Annotated in this window: 12 protein-coding genes and 1 rRNA gene; 7 read left to right on the top strand and 6 right to left on the bottom strand. The window is 45.3% G+C overall.

Annotated features, from left to right (window positions below):
• Nucleotides 1-38 precede the first annotated feature (38 nt).
• On the top strand, nt 39-1,244 hold the full coding sequence (locus ABD960_RS00065) for a bifunctional 3,4-dihydroxy-2-butanone-4-phosphate synthase/GTP cyclohydrolase II (protein WP_425563463.1): 1,206 nt from the start codon (nt 39-41) through the stop codon (nt 1,242-1,244).
• Here the strand turns inward: ABD960_RS00065 and ABD960_RS00060 are convergent, their stop codons facing one another.
• The gene (locus ABD960_RS00060) at nt 1,245-5,693 is read right to left on the bottom strand and encodes a translocation/assembly module TamB domain-containing protein (RefSeq protein ID WP_345328680.1); all 4,449 of its coding nucleotides are present in this window, start codon (nt 5,691-5,693) and stop codon (nt 1,245-1,247) included.
• A gap of 76 nt (nt 5,694-5,769) precedes the next feature.
• Here ABD960_RS00060 and tsaD point away from each other — a divergent pair, with 76 nt between their 5' ends.
• Nucleotides 5,770-6,771 carry a tRNA (adenosine(37)-N6)-threonylcarbamoyltransferase complex transferase subunit TsaD gene (gene tsaD, locus ABD960_RS00055; RefSeq protein WP_345328678.1) on the top strand — a complete coding sequence of 334 codons (1,002 nt, stop codon included), beginning with the start codon at nt 5,770-5,772 and terminating at the stop codon, nt 6,769-6,771.
• Between the two features lie 175 nt (nt 6,772-6,946).
• Entirely contained in the window at nt 6,947-7,117 is a 171-nt protein-coding gene (locus tag ABD960_RS00050) for a hypothetical protein (protein ID WP_345328676.1), read from the top strand.
• A gap of 7 nt (nt 7,118-7,124) precedes the next feature.
• On the opposite strand, the gene ABD960_RS00045 is transcribed toward ABD960_RS00050, so the two are convergent.
• The 3 genes from ABD960_RS00045 to ABD960_RS00035 all read right to left on the bottom strand — a co-directional run bounded on the left by ABD960_RS00045 (nt 7,125) and on the right by ABD960_RS00035 (nt 10,583).
• A complete protein-coding gene (locus tag ABD960_RS00045; protein WP_345328674.1) occupies nt 7,125-8,006 on the bottom strand; it encodes a glutamate--tRNA ligase family protein in 882 nt (293 codons plus the stop codon).
• A gap of 70 nt (nt 8,007-8,076) precedes the next feature.
• Complete coding sequence (locus ABD960_RS00040) at nt 8,077-9,144, bottom strand: glycoside hydrolase family 76 protein (protein WP_345328672.1); 1,068 nt, start codon at nt 9,142-9,144, stop codon at nt 8,077-8,079.
• A 17-nt stretch (nt 9,145-9,161) separates the two neighbouring features.
• Nucleotides 9,162-10,583 carry a glycoside hydrolase family 125 protein gene (locus ABD960_RS00035; RefSeq protein WP_345328670.1) on the bottom strand — a complete coding sequence of 474 codons (1,422 nt, stop codon included), beginning with the start codon at nt 10,581-10,583 and terminating at the stop codon, nt 9,162-9,164.
• A gap of 449 nt (nt 10,584-11,032) precedes the next feature.
• Between ABD960_RS00035 and ABD960_RS00030 the strand changes: the two genes are divergently transcribed.
• Complete coding sequence (locus tag ABD960_RS00030; protein WP_345328668.1) at nt 11,033-12,502, top strand: RICIN domain-containing protein; 1,470 nt, start codon at nt 11,033-11,035, stop codon at nt 12,500-12,502.
• A 73-nt stretch (nt 12,503-12,575) separates the two neighbouring features.
• Here the strand turns inward: ABD960_RS00030 and ABD960_RS00025 are convergent, their stop codons facing one another.
• Nucleotides 12,576-14,855 (bottom strand): GH92 family glycosyl hydrolase, encoded by a 2,280-nt coding sequence (locus tag ABD960_RS00025; protein ID WP_345328666.1) that lies wholly within the window; start codon nt 14,853-14,855, stop codon nt 12,576-12,578.
• A 357-nt stretch (nt 14,856-15,212) separates the two neighbouring features.
• On the opposite strand from ABD960_RS00025, the gene ABD960_RS00020 reads away from it, so the two are divergent.
• From ABD960_RS00020 to ABD960_RS00010, 3 genes are all read left to right on the top strand, one after another.
• A complete protein-coding gene (locus ABD960_RS00020; protein WP_345328664.1) occupies nt 15,213-18,032 on the top strand; it encodes an outer membrane beta-barrel family protein in 2,820 nt (939 codons plus the stop codon).
• Between the two features lie 7 nt (nt 18,033-18,039).
• Complete coding sequence (locus tag ABD960_RS00015) at nt 18,040-18,822, top strand: GLPGLI family protein (RefSeq protein ID WP_345328662.1); 783 nt, start codon at nt 18,040-18,042, stop codon at nt 18,820-18,822.
• Between the two features lie 65 nt (nt 18,823-18,887).
• On the top strand, nt 18,888-20,057 hold the full coding sequence (locus ABD960_RS00010) for a PepSY-associated TM helix domain-containing protein (RefSeq protein WP_345328660.1): 1,170 nt from the start codon (nt 18,888-18,890) through the stop codon (nt 20,055-20,057).
• Nucleotides 20,058-20,603: 546 nt separating this feature from the next.
• On the opposite strand, the gene rrf is transcribed toward ABD960_RS00010, so the two are convergent.
• Nucleotides 20,604-20,715: ribosomal RNA gene (gene rrf / locus ABD960_RS00005) — 5S ribosomal RNA — on the bottom strand.
• Nucleotides 20,716-20,927 lie beyond the last annotated feature (212 nt).

Raw genomic sequence — 20,927 nt, 5'->3', positions numbered from 1 at the left:
TTAATGTAACTTTGTTACTGTACACTGATCTGACTAAGATGCTTAACACCATACCCGAAGCCATTGAAGCGCTTAAAAATGGCGAAATAATTATAGTTGTTGATGATGAGGACAGGGAGAACGAGGGTGACTTTTTAACCGCCGCCCGCAATGCCACCCCCGAAGCGATAAACTTTATGGCCCGTTACGGCCGGGGCCTTATCTGCGCCCCAATTACTGCCGAACGCGCGCAGGAACTGGAGCTCGACCTGATGGTTACGCGTAACACCACCTCGCACGAAACTAATTTCACCGTATCGGTTGATTTGCTGGGGCATGGTTGTACAACGGGCATATCCGCGTCTGACCGTTCAAAAACCTGTTTGGCCCTTATTGATCCGACCATAAAAGCTGCTGACCTTGGCAGACCCGGACATATATTCCCGCTGATTGCCAAGGAAGGTGGTGTACTGCGCCGTGCAGGGCATACTGAGGCTACCGTAGACCTCGCTGTGATGGCTGGTTTTGAGCCGGCAGGGGTTATCTGCGAGATAATGACCGAGGACGGTGAAATGGCCCGCTTGCCGGAGCTGATGAAGATGGCCGGGGAATTTAAAATGAAGATCATCTCCATTAAGGATTTGATCGCCTATCGCTTGAGCACCGAAACCTTAGTTACTAAGGAGATCGCCGTAAAGATGCCTACCCAGTGGGGCGACTTTGATATGATTGCTTATACACAGATAGACACCGGCGAAAACCATATGGCTTTAATAAAGGGCACGTGGGAGCCTGATGAACCGGTATTGGTACGCGTACACAGCTCATGCGTAACCGGTGATATATTCGGATCGTGCAGGTGCGATTGCGGCCCACAGCTACACAAAGCCATGGAGATGATAGAGCAGGAAGGTAAAGGCGTTATTGTATATATGAACCAGGAAGGCCGTGGCATTGGCCTGGTAAATAAATTAAAGGCTTATCACTTGCAGGAGAACGGGCTCGACACTGTTGAGGCTAACCTGGAGCTTGGCTTTAAAATGGATCACCGCGATTATGGCATAGGCGCGCAGATCATCCGCAGCCTGGGCATCACCAAAATGCGCTTAATGAGCAACAATCCCAAAAAACGTGCGGGTTTAATTGGTTATGGTTTAGAGGTGGTTGAAAATGTGCCTATTGAAATACCGGCCAACAAACATAACGAACATTACCTGCGTACCAAACGCGATAAGATGGATCACGCTATTATGCGCGATCATTAATCATTCATCGTCATCCCTCAGCTTGTAGTTAACCGCCGGCGTTGGCGATTGTGCCGGTGTTGGGTTGATCGGGTTAGGTGTTGTAGGTGCTGTACGGCGCCTGCCCTGCCTGAATATGTTACGTAAAAACTCACCTACGCTATCAAAATCGCGCTGGTAAACCAAACCAATACCATTTACATACTGCACATCCAGCGGGTTAAAGGTACTCAACGCTGTACCGCTTAATACCCTGTACGAGTAACGGGCGGTAAGGTTACCATCCTTACGGATTCGGTAAAGCGCCTCAAAGTCTTTGGTCAGGTTATTAAAGTTAGCATTAAACAGGTTGGTGTTGTTATAAAACAGGTTATTACTACCCGTATTGGTAAACAAACTTCCGTTCAGTATAAGCCTGTCGTTAAATAGTCTAACAGATAAACTCGCCTCGTTAAAGGAGCGTATGTTTAAGTCGATATTCTTGATGTTTGACTGCGCTATAAAGCTGTTCAGCTGATTAAAGGCAAACTCACTCACTGCATCGCTGGCCGTGCTCAGCACCTGCTCGTTAAGGTTACCGCCGCCTGTACCGGCCGTAAAGCTCCTGCGAACGATGATGCTCAGCGCCTGCTGGCTGCGGTTGGTATTATCTGACAGATATGTTGCCACATCCTCTTTAATATTTGGCTCGGTAGGGAAAGTAAAATCAAAATCAATAACCGGCAATAACAACGATTTGGATAGCAACAACTGCGCCTGTACCAAAACCTGCTGGTTGCCACGTGGCGATGTAAAACCTGCGGCGGTATACAGAGGCGCAATATTGGTACGCACCTCATAAACGGCATTCAGGTTAATTTCGGCGTTGGCCGGATCGCCCGTCCAGCGGATGGTACCGCCCTGGTTTACCTGGAAGTTTTTGCTGATGAAGTTTTTGGCCGTAAACTCAAACTTGCCCGATGAGATCAGGAAGTCGCCAAACATCTCAAAATCACCTAAACTGTTAATATTCAGCTTCAGGTTACGCGTAACGCCGTTACCCTCAAGCTTACCATAATCGGTAACAATTTTAACCGTAGTGCCCTCATCCGCACTAAGGTCGAAGTTCAGCGTAACGCCGTTAAATTTTTTAGAAATATCTTCAGCTTCCTTTTTGGTAGTATCACTATGGCTTACAAACCTGATAAAATCATAATCGGCCGCAGTTGATGATGCGTTGAGCGGAATATTGAAAACTGTACCTGCCTGCGTAGCAGCACGTATATCAATCTTCATGTTATCAATAGGCCCGGTAAAGCTAAAATCGCCGCTGCCAAAGGCGGTACCATAATACAGGTGGTTATCCTTAAATGTTGTATTTAGCGCCAGCAGGTTGGTCGCTTCAATCTTAATATCAAGCGTAGGGTTTGATATATTGTTCAGATCGACCGTACCATTTACGATGCCCTGCCCCTTCCGGTTATCTTTCAGCACCATCTTATCAATCTTGATTACGCTATTTTCAACATCCAAACGGTCACTTAAAGTATACGGCGTTTTCAGGTAGTTCACCGTTACCCCAGTATTGTTCAGGGTGACAAAGCCATTAAGCAATGGTTTTTGCAATGAGCCCGTAAGTTTTAAACTGGTTGATATGGTTCCCTTAACATCTGACACGAGGTTGCTTATGAAAGGCGTAAAAATAATTGCCTCCGTTTGGTTCATGTTGATGTCGAAGTCAAGCGCGTTCTCGTCATCTTTCAGCAATGAGTAAGCACCTTCAATATCCATTGTTTCCAAGCCGCGGTTAAGAATATTTAGCCTAACGATGGCTTTTTTACGCTCGTTATCCAGGTTCGATATAATTTTGACATTACCAACCTGCGTGGCGTTCATCATCAGCGTATCAATTCCCAAATCAGCATCCATACCCGGCGCTTTAAGCAACGATGTTAATATTACCTCGCCATTGAGCGCCCCGCGTAACGCAATACCCGATGGTTTGGTTAACGGATTAAGCGTACTCATGCGGAATTGTTTAAAAACAACATTCAGCTTATCCTCTGCTTTGTCTGATATAAAACCATCAACAGTTACCATCTGCTCGCCGTTGCTTAGCTCAAAGTTTGATATCTGGGTTTTACCGTCCAGCAGCCTGATCCGCACCTGCTCTTCCAGTTTCCATTGCTCACGATCGAGTATAACGTCAGACGGTAATAGTTTCAGCTTGGCGGTGGTATCCCGGCCAAACTCTACCAAACCGTAAAGGTCCAGCTGATTGGTAGCGTTCTTATCCGATAGTTTGACGTTGAAGTTCAGGCTATCGCGGTTCAAAAAGTTGGTGATACTTACATCTTTCACGTACAAACTATCGCTCAGGTCAACCTTGCTTAACGTTATGTTAGCGTTGAGGTACTGAGCCGCCGTATTCTCGTCAATAATCAGATCGTGCAGAATGATCTTATTGTATTGGATAGTTTTAATGTAACCGGTAAGTGTGGCGGTTTGGTCCGCCGAATTGAACTTACCGATCAGCGTACCCTGATCAGGTATTTTAAGACCCGGCATAAAAACAGCCAGCAACGGATCAACATCCTTTAGTTTAAAATTGAAATCAAAATCCTGCGGTTTAAACGGCTTGATATCCGTTTTTAACGATGGAATGTATTTTTTAACAATGGTCTTGAAATAATCGGGCAGTGTTGAAAGGCTGTAGTTACCGGTTATACTGCCATTAGCCGCGTCCGACTGAAACTCCAGCAAGCGTTGCCTGCCGCTGCCACTCGCCGCCAGGTAAAGAGAATCAACCACATAATTAGTTCGCGGATTTACCAGCCTGGTACCTGTTAAAAATATATTACCATTTATGTTGTCGAGGTTATTACCTGAAAAATCGGCGTTCAAGGTGGTGCTCACCGTAATGGTATCCTTCATCAGCTTAAGCTTATTCAGATGAGCGTTCTGAATATTAGCAGTAAAATCGTATACGGGCAGTTTCGGGTTCAGGTCAAGTGTTCCGTCCAGCGTAAGCCTGATGTTGCGGTCGTTTATCTTTACCAGCCCATCAATAAAACGGCGTTTAAACGTACCATCCACCGATACATTGTTATACGTATACCCTTTAAACTGGAAAGTTTTCAGTTTGGCGTTGGCCGCTATGTTCAAATTCTTAAGCTCATCGCCGCTGCCCTTAACCTGCGCGGTGAATGAGGTACGACCGATGGTTTTATCATCTATCAGTGTACCCAAATCAAACTGATTGGTAGTTAGCTTACCGCTGTATGACGGTATTCCATTTTTACCGATCTTCAGGTTGATGTCCGTATCAAAACGGCCGAGCCTGGTTTTGAAAGTACCATAAGCCACAAAATCATTCTGTAAGCCGCTGAAATTACCGCTAAAGTTTACGTTGCCAAACTTGCTTACAATAGCAGGTATCATTTGCTTGTTACTGCCTGTAAAGCGCTTCACTATATAGTCCAGATCTTTTTTATTAGTGGCGATCTGTTCTATATCCAACCCAAGGAAGGTGTTCTCCCAATCGGGCAAGCCTTTCACCCTGAAATTACCTTTTACATAGGTACTTTGCCCGGCGGTAACCAGCAGGTTGGTGGCCCGCAAATTATCAACCCTGCCACGGATGCGCCCGTTTACGCCCAGTTCAAATTGGGTTTTATCTAAACTGCTGGTAAAGTAAGCTACGTCTTTTGAGGAGAGGTGCGCGTTCTTAAAATCGGCATCCATGTTTACGCGGCGTTCAAAATCGCTGAAATCATCAAAGGAGTCAAAACTCATTTTAAAATGATCGCGCAAAAATGAATTAGGTGTTTGCAGCGTAAGCTGCTGTAGCAAAATTTGGTTAGTATCAACCGTAGTTTGAGCGGTTAAATTTTTAAGATAAAATCCGCTCTTTTCTTTAAGCGTCAGTTTGTTAACTGATGCTTTGAACAGGTGATTTTTTAAATCGAGGTTACGCACAACAGCACTAAATCCCTTTACATCAATATCATCAAAGTTGACACCTTTTACCAGGGTATCGCGCAGCTGGTTTTTGTACCTGAACCGCAGGTTATTGATGCCGATGCGTTCAAAATCAAGTATCCAGGGTTTGCTGGCCTTTTTGGTGGTATCGCCCGAGTTAAAGTAATCAATAATAAATTGCAGGTTGGTTGTGCTGTCGCGCTGTTTTTTCAGGTAAAACGAGCCGTTATCCAGCTGCACCGAGGTAAAATCAATATAGCGCTTTTTGATGCTGTTGAATATCGAGAAGCCACTTACTTCTACTATTAACCTTGGCGTACTCAGCAGGGTGTCCTTTTGTTTATCGAGCACATAAAGCCCTTCAAGCACAACAGATGAAAACGGTTTTATGTACAGACTTTTAATATCAATTTTTGTATCTAATTCTTTCGACAGGTAGGAGGTGGCCTTTTTGGCTGCCCATGTTTGCACCGGTTTGTACTGAAAAGCCAACAGTAGTATACTAATCATCAATACAATGAGCAATACTATGCTTAACGTTATTTTGAGTACTTTTTTAATAACTTTGCGTTTTTAAAAGATAATTGTGCCTGTAATTTTAGCCATAGAGTCATCGTGCGACGAAACCTCGGCATCGGTATGTGCTGACGGTAACATCCTAAGCAATATTATTGCCAATCAAACTATACACGAAGCTTACGGCGGCGTTGTGCCTGAGCTTGCTTCGCGTGTGCATCAGCAAAATATTGTTCCCGCTGTTCAACAGGCGTTATTAAACGCAAAAGTAAACAAAAATGATATTGATGCGGTGGCTTTTACACGCGGCCCCGGACTTTTAGGCTCACTTTTAGTTGGCGTATCATTTGCCAAGGCTTTCGCGCTGGCAAAAAACATCCCGTTGATAGAGGTTAACCACATGCAGGCGCATGTTTTGGCCCATTTTATAGGCGATCATAACCCTGCATTCCCATTCCTGTGTCTTACCGTTTCGGGCGGGCATACGCAAATTGTGCTGGTGAAGGATTATTTTGATATGGAGATCATCGGCCAAACGCTTGACGATGCCGCCGGTGAAGCCATGGATAAAACCAGTAAGGTATTAGGCCTGCCTTACCCGGGTGGCCCGCTGATTGATAAATACGCCCGCAGCGGCAACCCCGACGCTTATAAATTCCCTGAGCCGCAAATACCCGGTTTTGATTTCAGCTTCAGCGGATTGAAAACTTCCATCCTTTATTTCATCAGGGATAACGTGGCGGCGAATCCTAACTTTATCGAGGAAAACATTAACGACATCTGCGCTTCGGTTGAAAAGCGTATTGCTACCATTTTGCTCAACAAACTGCGTAAAGCTGCCGGGCAATACGGCATTACCGATGTAGCATTGGCGGGTGGTGTATCGGCCAATACCGGTTTGCGCCAGGGCTTGCAGCAATTAGGCATGGACCTGGGCTGGCGTACCTTTATCCCCAAAATGGAATACTGTACCGATAACGCCGCCATGATAGCCATTGCGGGTTACCACAAATTCCTGAAAGGTGAATTCATCGGCCAGGATGTAGCGCCATTGGCACGGATGCCGTTTTAGCTGAAGTAGTTCGGAAGTCGAAAAGTCCGAAAGAAGAAGAAAATAGCCGTATAGTATAAGTCTGAAGCACAACTTTCGGACTTCCGGACTTTTCAACTTCCGGACTAAAAAAATCTATATTTGCAAACACATCCGGATACGGTCTTTCCCGACTTCCGGACTCAATAAAAAACACATGAGTTTTCCATCGCTTATATTCTGGCTGATATTTGTTATACCACTGGTAGTTTTTTTGATTTGGGTAATGCGCCAGGATAAACGCCGCGGCGTTGCCGGTTTGTTGATACTGCTTACCATTGTAGCGGTAGGTATAATTTATATGTATTTAAAAACCGGCGGCCAGTAATTTCTTTTTATGGCAGGTTTCCTTTAAGTCTATCATAAAGCTGCCGCCAATCAATCATAGTTTCATTTACTCCGGTTTGCTTCGCGATAGCGATTAACACTTCTTCTGTTGAATAGCCCTGCTCCCGCATATATTTGATGGATGTTGCGCCTGCTGATTTTGACAATTTGGTGCCATCGCTACCTAACAATAATGGATGATGATAAAAAGTAACGTTACTAAACGGCAAGCCCGATATTTGCGCTAAATATAATTGCGCCAGTGTTGATGCCCACAGATCCTGCCCGCGCACGATGAGGTCAACATTAAAAAGCACATCATCCACCGCTGATGACAATTGGTAAGCCGGGTAACCGTCTTTTTTTCGTATTACAAAGTCAGTCATTTCGACAGGTAGCGGCTCGGTTATATATCCGTTCAAGGTTTTTATACTGATAGTTGCCGGTTCGGTTTTTAAACGCCAGCTCACGCCGGGTTCATCCAGCGGGATATTTTTATAGCGACAATTGCCGGGATATGCCGCCAACCCTTTTAGTTGCGACCGACTGCAATTACAGGCAAATACCTGCCCGCTTTTCCGTACCTGCTCCAAAGCGGCGTTGTATTTATCCAGCCTTAACATTTGCGACCAGCCACTATTAAACTCTTGCGGATCACGCGGCCCCTCCTGCCAGGGAATATTCAGAAAACCGAGGGTATCAAATATATCCTGTACATAGCGTTCATCGGCTCGGGCGCGGTCCATATCATCAATGCGCAGCAGCATTTGGGCACCTGTTTCGGCAGCCAAACCGGCGGTTATAATAAATGATAACGCGTTGCCTATATGCAGGTAACCGCTGGGTGTAGGCGCTATACGTGTTCGGCGAAAAACGGATGGCATGTCCATAAAAAAAGCTATTCATCCAACCACAATTAATGGCGGGATGAATAGCTAATATAGTAATTTAAGTAAACCCTTATTTAAGGCTGGCCAGTCTGCCGTAGATCTCGATCATGGCGGCCTGGTCAATCAACGCCTTTTCCTTACGCTTACCTACCAGGTTACCCTCGCGCTCTGTGTTCCAGATGGCGTTGGCATCATCAATAATAAATTGCAGGCGGGCTTTATCTTTCTCTACCTTGTACAATTCCATATAACCGCGTATCAGCACCGCATTGAACCAGTAGTTGCCCGGCAAACGCCCGTTCCTGAAAAAATGCGCTTTTGATGCATCCGCAATACGTTTGGCCTCGGTCAAATATTTCTGATCCCTGGTTATGTTGTACAGCAATACGTTAGCCTGCAGCATGGTACCTGCATTATAGGTATAAGTTGCTTTATCCACATTTAACGATGGTATCTTGATATTATCATAAAACACACCTGATGGCGCCTGCAGGTTTTTGTTGGTCCAGTTGTAGATCAGCATTGCCGTGTCCAGGTACTTTTTCTCCTTGGTGATCTTGTACAGTTGCAGGGCGATCAATACAGCCGGGCCGTTTGAGCAGGTGTTTTTGGTAGTGCGTTCATCCTCTTTCCAGTACAATCCGCCGCCGGCCTCATCGTCATAAGCGGTTAACTGAAAGCGATGGATCATTTTACCCAGCTCCAGGTATTTTTTTGTTTTGGTACGATTATAAGCGTCTAAAGCGGCAATACCTATCCATTGGTTATCATCATAAAAACGCGAGTCCTTTTCGTCATGCACCACCATGGCCTGGTAGCCCGGCGCAGGCGGCGTAGCACGATAGTACTGCTGTATAGCCGCCAATACCGTATCGATTCTATGTTTCTTAGGCTCCAGTTTATCCATCTCATCCGCACCCTGCACCAGCGCGCAAAGCGGCCACAGGTACGAGTGGCGTTTTTTTGATTCGGGCTTTGTATCCTCATAATACAAACCGGCGGCAGCATCATGTAAATGCTGCTGCACACCGCTGTATAAAGTATTGATACGTTGCTGATATTCGGCCTTGGTTTGTGCGCCCGCCTTAAAGGCAAAGGCGGTGCACAGGCTTATAGCTAAAGTTATTCTTAATTTCATAGGCTGATGATTTGTGGTTACGCCTGTAAAAGCTGCGGTTTGGTTTGATAGGTTTCCCACAACAACTCACCAAACAGCGTATTTGCCCAGGCAAACCAGCTGCGGGTAAACTTCTTCGGATTATCCTTGTGGAAGGTTTCGTGCATAAAGCCGGTATCGCCATGCGTTCTTTTCAGCACCTGGATGCATTCCTTTATTTCAGCATCATCGTTACTGGTAAGCGCGCGCATAATGATCGCCATCGGCCATATCATATCCTTGCCTACGTGCGGGCCGCCAATACCCTCCGCTGCGGTACCTTTGTAGAAAAAAGGGTTGTCCAGCGAAAGTATCATCTTACGGGTATTGATATAAATAGGATCAGTATTTGGCATAGCGCCTAAATAAGGTAACGACAGCAAGCTTGGCACGTTGGCATCATCCATCAGGTTATAGCTGCCGTAGCCGTTTACCTCAAAGGCATACACTTTTCCGTAAGTAGGCACATCAATAACAGCGTGCTGTTTAAGGGCAGCGTCAACCTCGGTAGCCAAAGCGGTTAGCTGAGTTGCCAGGGCATCGTCCTTCGAGATAGTTTTTACCATTTCGGCCGCCTGTTTCAGGCTCGTAACCGCGAAGAAGTTTGACGGGATCAGGAATGAATAAACCGTAGCGTCATCGCTTGGCCTGAAGGCTGAGCAGATCAAACCAACAGGCTTAACCGGGTAGCCGTAACCGCTCATTGGCACCGTATCGGTAGCAAACTGTGTGGTACGCTGAAAATGGTATGGCCCATCGCCGTCCTTACGCTGCTGCTCAATAAACGTTTTCAGGATAGTTTCGATAGATTTTTTCCAGGTAGCATCAAACGGTTTGGTATCGCCGGTTAACTTCCAGTACTGGTACGCCAGCCTGATGGGGTAACAAAGCGAGTCGATCTCCCATTTGCGTTCATGCAGGCCGGGTTTCATATCGGTATGGTCGGTTTTCCACTCGCCTACTTTTGCCGCGTCATCATAAAAAGCGTTGGCATAAGGGTCGCGCAGCACGTTTGTTGCCTGGCGATTTATCACACCGGCTATCAGGTCCTGCAATGCCTTATCCTTTTTAATCAGGTGAAAGTACGGCCAAACCTGGGCGCTGCTGTCACGCAGCCACATGGCATCAATATCACCGGTAATTACATACGTATCCGGGCGGCCATCCTTTTGTTTATAAGTAACCGTAGTATCTAACGTATTCGGGAAACAGTTTTCAAACAACCAGCCCAGCTCTTTATCTTTTACCTTTTGTTTAAACTCCTTAATAGCGGCCTCAACAGCTTTGCTGGTAAAGTTACGTTTGGCAGCAGCTACCCGTACAACCGGATAATCGGCCAGTGAGCCCGCAACTGATAGCTTGCTGGCCAGTACGCCCGCACCTAACATAGCGGTGCTGGCGATGAATTTTCTTCTTTCCATAGTTTAATTTATTCCGAATAGCGGGCTTATAACCCGTTAGTTTATTCTTTAATTGCAGCACAACAATACGCTGATAGGTAATGTAGCGTACATTATCTGATCAACATAAACGTTTTAGCAAGTGTTCGATAAATCTTGTTTTTTATTCAGACGCGTAATTGCGCTGAAAGATTAAAAAGAATTTACAGAAACAGGTTACTAATTGGCCGGTATAATTGTGCCGGGCTAAAACTAATGAAAATACATAGTTAAATGCAAACAAAAGCCCACTTACAAATGCATTTTATGTAACTATTACATGATGCTGTAATGCAGTCGGCACCGCTTTATTATTCAATACTCCCCTGAATTGTACCCGTTTACCCCGCATCGGCCTTGACAAAAAGCCCGACTTTAGTACCCAGTGTAATTGTACTAACCAATAATTCATTACTTCTTAACCTAAAATTATGAAAAGAAAGACGCTTATGTCGCTTGGCTTACTGGCTTTGCTATGGTCAGGCTGTTCAAAAGAAAAACAAGCAGATGTTAAATCGCCCGATACCACTTCAGACACACAAACACTGGCCGTTGGCGCGGCCTCGATAGCCGGCGTAAACTGGGCCGACGGGCGCGATAACTTTGTGGATGGGTGGGTGATCCCATCGGGCCTTGAAGCGGGCGATAATTATACAACGGTATCTGATAAAGCGAATGCTATTTTAACAGGCTTTCAAACCAATATGCCAGGTGTAAATACGGTCAGGCTGCCTATTAATCCGCCAAGTGTCCTTGAGTCATGGTGGGGATCATACACCGGCGCTATTGACCGCGCTCTCAACAAAAACATGAAAGTGATACTGGCCTGCTGGGAAGCAGCTTCATCCCGCGATGGCATGATCGATAACACCACTCAATTTTGGGATATGTGGCAAACTGTAGTTGCCAAATACCAGGGCAACGCCAATGTATACTTTGAGGTGTTTAATGAGCCGCACGGTTACACCCAGGCACAGCTTACTACCATTTACGCCGAGTGGCTTACCCGTTACCCCAATGTGCCCCGTAACCGCATTTTGCTTGGCGGTACCGGCTACTCCGAAAATGTAACCGGCATCGGGGCCGACAGCCGCTTTACCAATTGCCTGCTGTCCCTGCATAATTACGCCTTTTGGGCTACCCGTACACTTAGCGGATGGGAGTCCGACTGGCGCAGCCGCTTTGGCAGCTATGCCAGCCGCACCGTAGTAACCGAATACGGCGCCGCCATGACCACCGGAAAAAATTATACCGGCACCGTAGGCAGCGATAACGAGATAGCTTATATAGTTGGCTCAACAAACGTGTTCAGGGCTGATGGTATTGCCAGCGTTTACTGGCCGGGCCTGCGCGACGGCGACAGCTATAGCATACAAACCCGTGGCGGCAGCGGTACCAACATTACGCTTACTACTACCAATGCATCGGGTTTGGCGCGTATACGTTACGGCTGGGGCGAGGGCAGTACCTTTAACTCATCCGCTTACTACCGTATTAATAACCGCAACAGCGGTAAAGCGCTTGATGTTAACGGCGGCTCAACCGCCAACGGTGCCAACATTATACAATGGCCATGGAATGGCGGCAACAACCAGCAGTGGCAGGTTATTGATAATGGCGGTGGTTATTACCGTATTATCAACCGCAACAGCGGCAAGGCGCTCGAAGTTAATGGCGGATCGACCACTAACGGCGCGGGCATCACACAATCAACCTGGAGCGGAGCCAACAGCCAGCAATGGCAGGTGGTTGCTAACGACGGCGGTTATTACCGTATCATCAACCGTAATAGCGGCCAGGCGCTCGATGTTAACGGCGGCTCAACCGCTGATGGCGCGAACGTTATTCAATGGCCGTGGAATAGCGGCAACAACCAGCAATGGCAAATTGTACAGCAATAAAAGCTGACATATAGCTTAAAAAAGGGGCTGCATTTTTCAATGCAGCCCCTTTTGCTTTTATAATAATGTACTATTACTTCTCAGTGTCTGACAGTGAGTACGGAGCATCTGCCGCGCCTGTACCACGTGTTTTGTTTGGCTGTGCCGACATGTTAAAGTTGATAACACCACCTTTTTGCAGTGCTGAGTGGCTTAACCAGTTATGGGTGTATGGCTTGCCATCAACAGTAATGGTGTTAACGTAACGGGTTGCTTTGCTGTTATTGGCTGCATTTATAGTTACCGTTTTGCCGTTCTCCAGCTTTAAGGTAATTTTTTTGAACAATGGCGAACCGATAACATACTGGTCAACCGCAGGGCATACCGGGTAAAAACCCATTGCCGAGAACACATACCAGGCCGATGTTTGGCCGTTATCTTCATCACCGCAATATCCATCCGGAGTTGGTTTGTATAGTTTGTCCATTACTTCACGTACATGGTACTGGCTCTTCCATGGCTCAGCCGCGTAGTTGTACAGGTAGGTCATGTGCTGAATAGGTTGGTTACCATGCGCGTACTGCCCCATGTTCACAATCTGCATCTCGCGGATCTCGTGGATAACACCACCATAGTAGCTATCATCAAATACCGGTGGCATGATGAATACTGAATCCAGCTTGTTAGCGAATTGTTTGTTGCCGCCATACAGGCCAATCAAACCTTTAATATCGTGAAAAACGCTCCAGGTATAGTGCCAGCTGTTACCTTCGGTAAAGGCGTCACCCCATTTAAGTGGGCTGAATGGCGAAGCAAATGTGCCATCCTGGTTTTTACCGCGCATAAAGCCGGTTGATTTATCGAACAGGTTACGGTAGTTACGGCTGCGTTTTTTATAGATAGCGATCTCTGACTCAGGTTTGCCCAAAGCTTTACCCAGGCTGTAGATGGCAAAGTCATCATAAGCATACTCCAGCGTACGGGCAGCGTTCTCGTTTATTTTAACATCGTAAGGCACATAACCTAAATCGTTATAATATTTAACACCACGACGACCGATAGATGAATTTTTTGAATCCTCGTTGTTGGCACCATGTATCACGGCATCCCAAAGAGTATTGATATCATAACCACGGCCGCCTTTAATGTAGGCATCAGCAACTACCGAGGCTGAGTTATTACCGATCATGATATCGGCATAACCAGGGCTTGACCACTCCGGCAACCAGCCGCCTTCTTTATAATCGCTGATCAGGCCTTGCTGCATCTCTTTGTTTATAGATGGATAAACCAAATTCAGGAACGGATACAACGCGCGGAAGGTATCCCAGAAACCGGTACCCGCAAATTTGTAACCGGGCTCGGTTTTACCGGTGTGCGGGCTGTAGTGAACAATTTTGTTGTTAGCGTCGATCTCGTACAATTTGTTCGGGAAGAACAACATGCGGTATAGGCATGAATAAAAAGTACGCAGTTGCTCGTCGGTACCACCTTCAACGGTTAAACGGCCAAGCGTTTTGTTCCAGGTGGTGTGTGCTTTTTCTTTAGTTTGATCAAAGCTATCAGATGCAAGCTCACGTTTCAGGTTTAAGTCAGCCTGCTCAATGCTCACAAATGATGAAGCTACGCGCAGGTTTACTTTTTCGCCTTTTACGGTTTTAAAGCCTATAACTGCCAGCGCGTGTTTATCATCAACCTCAAGGCCGTTGTTTTCAACCGTATCTTTGTAGGTTTTAGCTACGGTAATCGGTTTATCTACATAAATAACAAAAAAGTTTTTGAAGTTTTTAAGCGGGCCACGTGCATATTTGGTTGAGTAGCCAACTATCTTTTTTTGCTCCGGGTATACCTTGATGCATGAACCACGGTCCAGCGCATCAATCACGATGAATGACTCGTCACTTTTAGGGTAAGTGATACGGAACTGTGCCGCACGCTCAGTCGGGGTGATCTCGGTAGTAACATCATGATCAGCCAGGTAAACGCTGTAGTAATAAGGTTTGGTAACCTCAGCCTTGTGCGAAAACCAGCTGGCCCTTGCATCCTGGTTTACCTTGCCCTTGCCTACAACCGGCATAATGGCAAACTGGCCATAATCATTCATCCACGGCGATGGCTGGTGGGTTTGTTTAAAGCCGCGTATCTTGTGCGCATCGTAGGTATACATCCAGCCGTCGCCCATTTTACCGGTCTGCGGCGACCAAAAGTTCATGCCCCAAGGCAGGGCTACGGCAGGATAAGTATTACCGTTCGACAGATCGTACTGCGAATCGGTTCCCATCAGCGGATTTACCAGGGCAGCCAGGTCAGTTTGCTGACCGTACGACCTGAAAATGATGGTCAATAAAAAAGTAATAGTTAATAATTTCTTCATTTGGTTGGTTTTGTATGGGTTTTTCCAAAGCTGCTAATATATGGGTTTTTGATTTTGCTAAAAGGTATTATCAAATTTTTTACGCTTGATTATAAACAACGTACAATTTTCGCGTCTACAATGCGGTTACGGGCCATACTATGCAAATATTGCGTTGCCATAACCTCAATCAAAATCTAACTCCCAGTGGTGATATTTATTTTGCAGAAAGTGTAACGAAGGGCGTACAAGAAATGTCTTATGCACATATAATGAGTAACAATACTGTTAAAAAGTGTTAAAAAAATCGAATTAACATTCCGCTAATATTTATTACCTAAAAATTTAGTTATTATTGCTGCAACCTATACGCTTTATATGAAATACACAATTTCGGCGCTTATTATGCTCATGATGAGTTGCCTTACGGTGTTCGCACAAACGCCATCCCCTACAACCAATTACACAGCGAAAGGTATTGTTGCCGATACCGTATCCAATGTAAAACTTGAAAACGCATCTGTAAGTATTCTCCTGGCTAAAGATTCTATCCTGGTAAGTTATACACGCGCCGCCAGCGATGGTAAATTCAACTTTCCGAAGTTGGCGCCGGGCAGTTACATTTTGCTGGTTGCCTACCCTGATTATGCTGATTACGTGGAGCAGTTTAAGTTAGACGGCGCTAAAACCGACTATAACTTCGGTACGGTTAAGCTCAGCCTCAAATCGCGCCTTTTGCAGGAAGTGATGATCAAAGGCTCTGCGGCGCAAATAAAAATAAAGGGCGATACCACTGAATACGATGCCAAAACCTATAAAATACAACCGAATGCCAAGGTGGAAGACCTGCTAAAGCAGTTTCAGGGTATTCAGGTTGATAAGGATGGCAAAATAACCGCGCAAGGCGAAACTGTGAGTAAGGTATTGGTTGATGGCGAAGAATTTTTTGGCGATGACCCAACCCTGGTTACCAAAAACCTGCGTGCCGATATGGTTGACAAGGTGCAGCTGTACGACAAGAAAAGCGACCAGGCTACCTTCACGGGGATTGACGACGGCCAGAAAACCAAAACCCTTAATATAAAGCTAAAAGAGGACAAGAAGAAAGGCTCGTTCGGTAAAGCATCGGCCGCCGTTGGCACCCGCGATTTTTACCAGGGCGAACTGATGTTCAACACCTTTAAAAACAAACAGAAGTTCTCGGTATACGGTACGCTGAGCAATACCGGTAAAACCGGCCTGGGGTGGAATGACAATGATAAATACGGCGGCGGATCAGACAACGTTACTTACGGCGACGATGGCAGCGTGTCCATTTTCTTTAGCAGCGGCGGCGATGAGCTCGACTCGTTTGACGGGCGTTACAGCGGCCAGGGCTTACCAACAGCGCGCACCGGCGGCGCTCATTTTGATACCAAATGGAATGAGGATAAGGAATCTGTTAACGGCAACTACAAAATAGGTTCGATAGAGGTTGAAGGAACCAACAACTCCATCAATATTAATAACCTTTCGCCAACGCTGAGCCAAACCACGCTATCCGATCAGAAATTTGATAACTACCTGTTCAGGCAGAAACTTGATGGTACATATAATCTGAAAATAGATACCACATCAAACCTGAAGCTAACTTTTGGCGGTACTTTAAAAGAAAGCGATACCCGCCAGAATTTCAACTCCGTTAGTCGCCGTAATGATACCTTACAGAACGACAACGTGCGTGAATTGACAACTGACGGTAATCAAAAGCTTTTTAACGCATCTATCTTTTATAACAAAAAGCTAAAGAAAAAGGGTCGTACATTCTCGGTAAATATAGCGCCATCAGTAACGCGTAACAATGCCGACGGTTTCCTGAAATCAACCATCAATTATTACGACAGAAGCGGCGCGCTTGATAGTACGACCAATATTGACCAGTATAAAGTGAATGACCTGCAAAGCGTATTGTTAAATTCAAACATTACATATACGGAGCCGTTCACTAAAGATTTTTCAGTGGTGCTAAATTACGGTGTGAACATTAACAATGCCACTGCCGACAGGCGCACCTTCGAAAGAACAGTTGCTAACGGCATTTACAACCGCCAGATAGACTCATTAAGCAGTGATTTTAAATTGAACCAGCTATCAAACCAGGCGGGTGCCGTGTTTAACTATAAAAAAGGGAAAACCACTTTAAATTTTGGTACAAGAGCAGCCATTGTAAACTTTCAACAGGTTAACCGCATTAACAATATGCGTTTCGACCGGAACTTTACCAACTGGTTTCCGCAGGCCAGCTGGCAATACCGTTTCTCGCAGCAAAAATCGTTTAGGTTATCTTACAATGGTAATACCACGCAGCCTACTATTGATCAGGTACAGCCTATACGCATCAATAATGACCCACTGAATATCACTTTAGGTAACCCCGATCTGGATCCATCATTTACGCACCGTCTTAATTTTAACGCCAACTCATATAAGGTTTTGGCTGATGAGTGGATGAACCTTTACGGCTCGTACTCATTCACTACCAACCCGATAGTTACCAACGTATTTACCGATACCATTACCGGTAGAAGCGTTATCCAATCATTCAACCTGCCAAACCGCCAAACCAATAACTTTTATGGCGGGCTTTGGTATAACCGTAAAATATTCTGGGGCTTTAACGCCGGCTTAAACGGTAATATCAATGGCAATACTTTTTATAACATGGTGAACAACCAGGAGAATCGCACCAAGGCATACTCCTATTCATTAGGCCTGTCTTTATCTAAATACGCAACTAAGAAATATGATATCAGGGTAGACTTTCGTCCGTCATACAACACCAATGAAACCTCGTTAAATCCGGAGCGTAACAGCAATGGTAGGGCATATAACTTATCCGGCGGATTTAATGTTTACCTGCCTTTCAAAATACAAATAGGTTCAGACATAGAACATGAGTACCAGGCGGCAACACAAACATTTGCCGACCCGTTCCGCCGTACTATCTGGAACGCTTCTGTTACAAAAACCTTCATGAAACAGGATAATTTAAGGCTATCATTAGCTGTGAACGATTTATTAAACCAAAACACCGGGTTTAGCCGTAGCGCAAACAATAACATCATCTACCAAAACACTTATACCACTATACGCAGGTATTTTATGTTCTCAATTAGTTATGATTTTAACCACATGGGCGGCGGCGTTGCCAAAAATTAATATCAGCATGAAGACGATATACAAACAACTTACAGCATTGTTAGTACTTGTGGTACTAAGCATAGGTACATTGAATGCTCAAAATAAGCACTTTACCAAATCAGGCACTATTGAGTTTGAAAAATCAGCCAATATGTACGCCCTGTTACGTAAAGAGATAAACAAGGACAATGAAACATACATGGCCAATGTGTATGATGCCTATAAAAGAAACAATCCGCAGTTTAAAAAGCTGAAGGCTACCTTAGCATTTGGTGATAATAAAACGTTGTTCACGCCTATTCCGGAAGAGAATAATCCGCAGTACTGGGGTAACCGGGCAATTGTCGGGCAAAATAACGTGGTGTTTACCGACTTAAACGCCAATAAAATTATCGCCCAGAAAAAGGTATTTGAGGAAACTTTTTTATTGAAAGACAGCACCCGTCAAATTAAATGGAAGATAACCAGCGAAACCCGCAATATTGCCGGTTACGAATGCCGCCGGGCTAATGCCTTAGTTTTAGATTCTATTTATGTAGTGGCTTTTTACACGGATGAGATACCTGTATCAGGTGGGCCGGAATCATTTTCGGGTTTACCGGGCATGATATTGGGCGTTGCCCTGCCGCATGATAACATCACTTGGTTTGCAACAAAAGTTACCGACACCAACGTTCCCGCTGCATCGTTAAACGCGCCGGCAAAAGGCAAGGCGGTTGACCGCAAAACATTTGTGAACACCGTTAAAAGCGCTATGAAGGACTGGGGCGAATATGCACAGGGTGTACTTAAAGCAGTAATGCTGTAAGTATTTTATTTGTAATCAATCTTAATAAAGATATTTTTCGCATTTTTGTCACTCAACAGATGACAATGGCGGCTAAAAAAAACTTTAAATACTGGATTGGAAAAATGCACCTTTGGCTCGGCCTTGCGTCGGGCCTTTTGGTTTGTTTTTTGGGCATTACCGGTTGTATACTGGCATTTGAACGGGAAATTGAAGATGCTACCCAAGCCTATCGCTTTTCCCAGGTACAAAATAAACCGGTTTTGCCGCCATCAAAACTCAAGGAGATTGCCAACACCCAGATAAAAGGTAAAGAACCGCATAGCATTAATTACCAGACGGGGCGGTCGGCAATGGCCGTTTACTACGGCTACGAGCCTAAATATTACTACATCGTTTTCATGAATCCGTACACCGGACAGGTGCTCAGGGTTAAGGATATGAACCAGGATTTTTTCCGTATCGTGATCGATGGGCACTTTTACCTATGGCTGCCGCCTAAAATAGGCCAGCCAATTGTAGCTACCGGTACCCTCATGTTTTTGTTTCTGCTGATATCGGGCGTTGTACTCTGGTGGCCAAAAAACCGCGCGGCAACCAAACAGCGCTTCAGCATAAAGTGGAATGCCAAGTGGCGCCGCGTAAATTACGACTTGCACAACGTGCTGGGTTTTTACATGACCTGGGTAATTATTTTTATTGCCATTACCGGATTGGTGTGGGGTTTTCAATGGTTTGCCAAATCAATGTACTGGGTAACTTCTGGCGGTAAATCGCAAGTGCAGTTCACCGAGTCACTGTCCGACACTACCAAAATGAATAAGATCAGCCAAAATGCGCCTCCGACCGATATACTTTGGGCACGTACCAATGACACACTGACGAACTTTAAAGGCAGCATGGATGTGCACTTCCCTGAAAACAATAAGGCTTCCATTGAAATAGCTGTTAATCCTGACCCGTACACCTATTGGCAGGCTGATTATCGCTTTTATGATCAATATACGCTTGAAGAGTTACCTGTTAAACATATTTACGGCAGGCTGGCAAAAGCCAGTACGGCTGATAAGATAGCCCGCATGAACTATGACATTCACGTAGGCGCTGTTGCGGGCCTCGCAGGTAAAATTGCCGCCTTTTTTGGCAGTTTAATTTGTGCGAGCATGCCTGTTACCGGTTTTATAATTTGGTGGGGGCGGCGCAACAAAGCTAAGAAACCGAAGATTAAAAAAGCGCGTATTACGGAAATGGCCTAATCGCCACCACAAATTGCTAAAATTGCTACCTTGTATAAATTGTTGCGTCGCGTGAAAACGAGTTTACGTATAAGCCAGTATCAATTTAGATTGACACGCTGGAAATTTATGTCAGAAAACCGTTCCCGCTGCCCTTCCAGATATCGGCTGGCGGCTCGGTTTTAAAATATTCCATTTAGCGTCGAGTCGGGGCGTCGTAATAGTTTTTAAAGCGAACGCCCTCTTTACTTCCACCCTTTGTGGGGTTATGGTGAAATTGTTTGTTCAGCATATCCTGGCAAAGCGATATCCAGTACGATTTGTATAAGTAAGATGGGGGTGCCAAGCCTGATCTACCGCGTCAGGTGGTGTAACACGATCTGCAGATAAGAGGAAGAATGAATAGAAGCTTGGGTGCTATTTCTTCTGATGAAATTTATAGAGATATGCGAGCATTATCGGGCATAGCCGAAGCTTTAAGGAGGAATGACATTCCGGTTGGATATGCAGGGAAAAGAGCATAAAACGCAAAAAGCCCCTCTCATTGCTGAAAGGGGCTTTAGTAAAGGTTGGCACCGACCTACTCTCCCACGTTTTACCGCAGTACCATCGGCTCTGGCGGGCTTAACTTCTCTGTTCGGAATGGGAAGAGGTGGACACCGCCGATATAGGCACCTGAAGATCTTTATTGTTAGTTGGGAGTGGTGATTGGTGAGTATAGAAAGGAAACCTCACTATTCACTGTTCACTGCTGCCATAACAATTGACATATTATTGAAAGAAGTTATTGAAAAGGGTGAGAAGACAACAATATAGTTCTGTTGCTTGAGAAAGCTTCGGGCGATTAGTATTACTCGGCTTTGATGTCACCACCTTTACACCTGTAACCTA

It is taken from the genome of Mucilaginibacter defluvii, from assembly GCF_039543225.1.
Taxonomy (GTDB): Bacteria; Bacteroidota; Bacteroidia; order Sphingobacteriales; family Sphingobacteriaceae; genus Mucilaginibacter; species Mucilaginibacter defluvii.
The sequence above is the reverse complement of the archived record's forward strand: the minus strand, read 5'-3'. Positions and strand labels throughout refer to the sequence as shown.

Coding starts and splice junctions, on each gene's coding strand:
- ABD960_RS00025 (WP_345328666.1), bottom strand. CDS start 14,855: ATGAAGAAATTATTAACTATTACTTTTTTATTGACCATCATTTTCAGG.
- ABD960_RS00035 (WP_345328670.1), bottom strand. CDS start 10,583: ATGGAAAGAAGAAAATTCATCGCCAGCACCGCTATGTTAGGTGCGGGC.
- ABD960_RS00020 (WP_345328664.1), top strand. CDS start 15,213: ATGAAATACACAATTTCGGCGCTTATTATGCTCATGATGAGTTGCCTT.
- ABD960_RS00015 (WP_345328662.1), top strand. CDS start 18,040: ATGAAGACGATATACAAACAACTTACAGCATTGTTAGTACTTGTGGTA.
- ABD960_RS00050 (WP_345328676.1), top strand. CDS start 6,947: ATGAGTTTTCCATCGCTTATATTCTGGCTGATATTTGTTATACCACTG.
- ABD960_RS00060 (WP_345328680.1), bottom strand. CDS start 5,693: ATGATTAGTATACTACTGTTGGCTTTTCAGTACAAACCGGTGCAAACA.
- ABD960_RS00010 (WP_345328660.1), top strand. CDS start 18,888: ATGGCGGCTAAAAAAAACTTTAAATACTGGATTGGAAAAATGCACCTT.
- ABD960_RS00040 (WP_345328672.1), bottom strand. CDS start 9,144: ATGAAATTAAGAATAACTTTAGCTATAAGCCTGTGCACCGCCTTTGCC.
- ABD960_RS00030 (WP_345328668.1), top strand. CDS start 11,033: ATGAAAAGAAAGACGCTTATGTCGCTTGGCTTACTGGCTTTGCTATGG.
- ABD960_RS00045 (WP_345328674.1), bottom strand. CDS start 8,006: ATGGACATGCCATCCGTTTTTCGCCGAACACGTATAGCGCCTACACCC.
- ABD960_RS00065 (WP_425563463.1), top strand. CDS start 39: ATGCTTAACACCATACCCGAAGCCATTGAAGCGCTTAAAAATGGCGAA.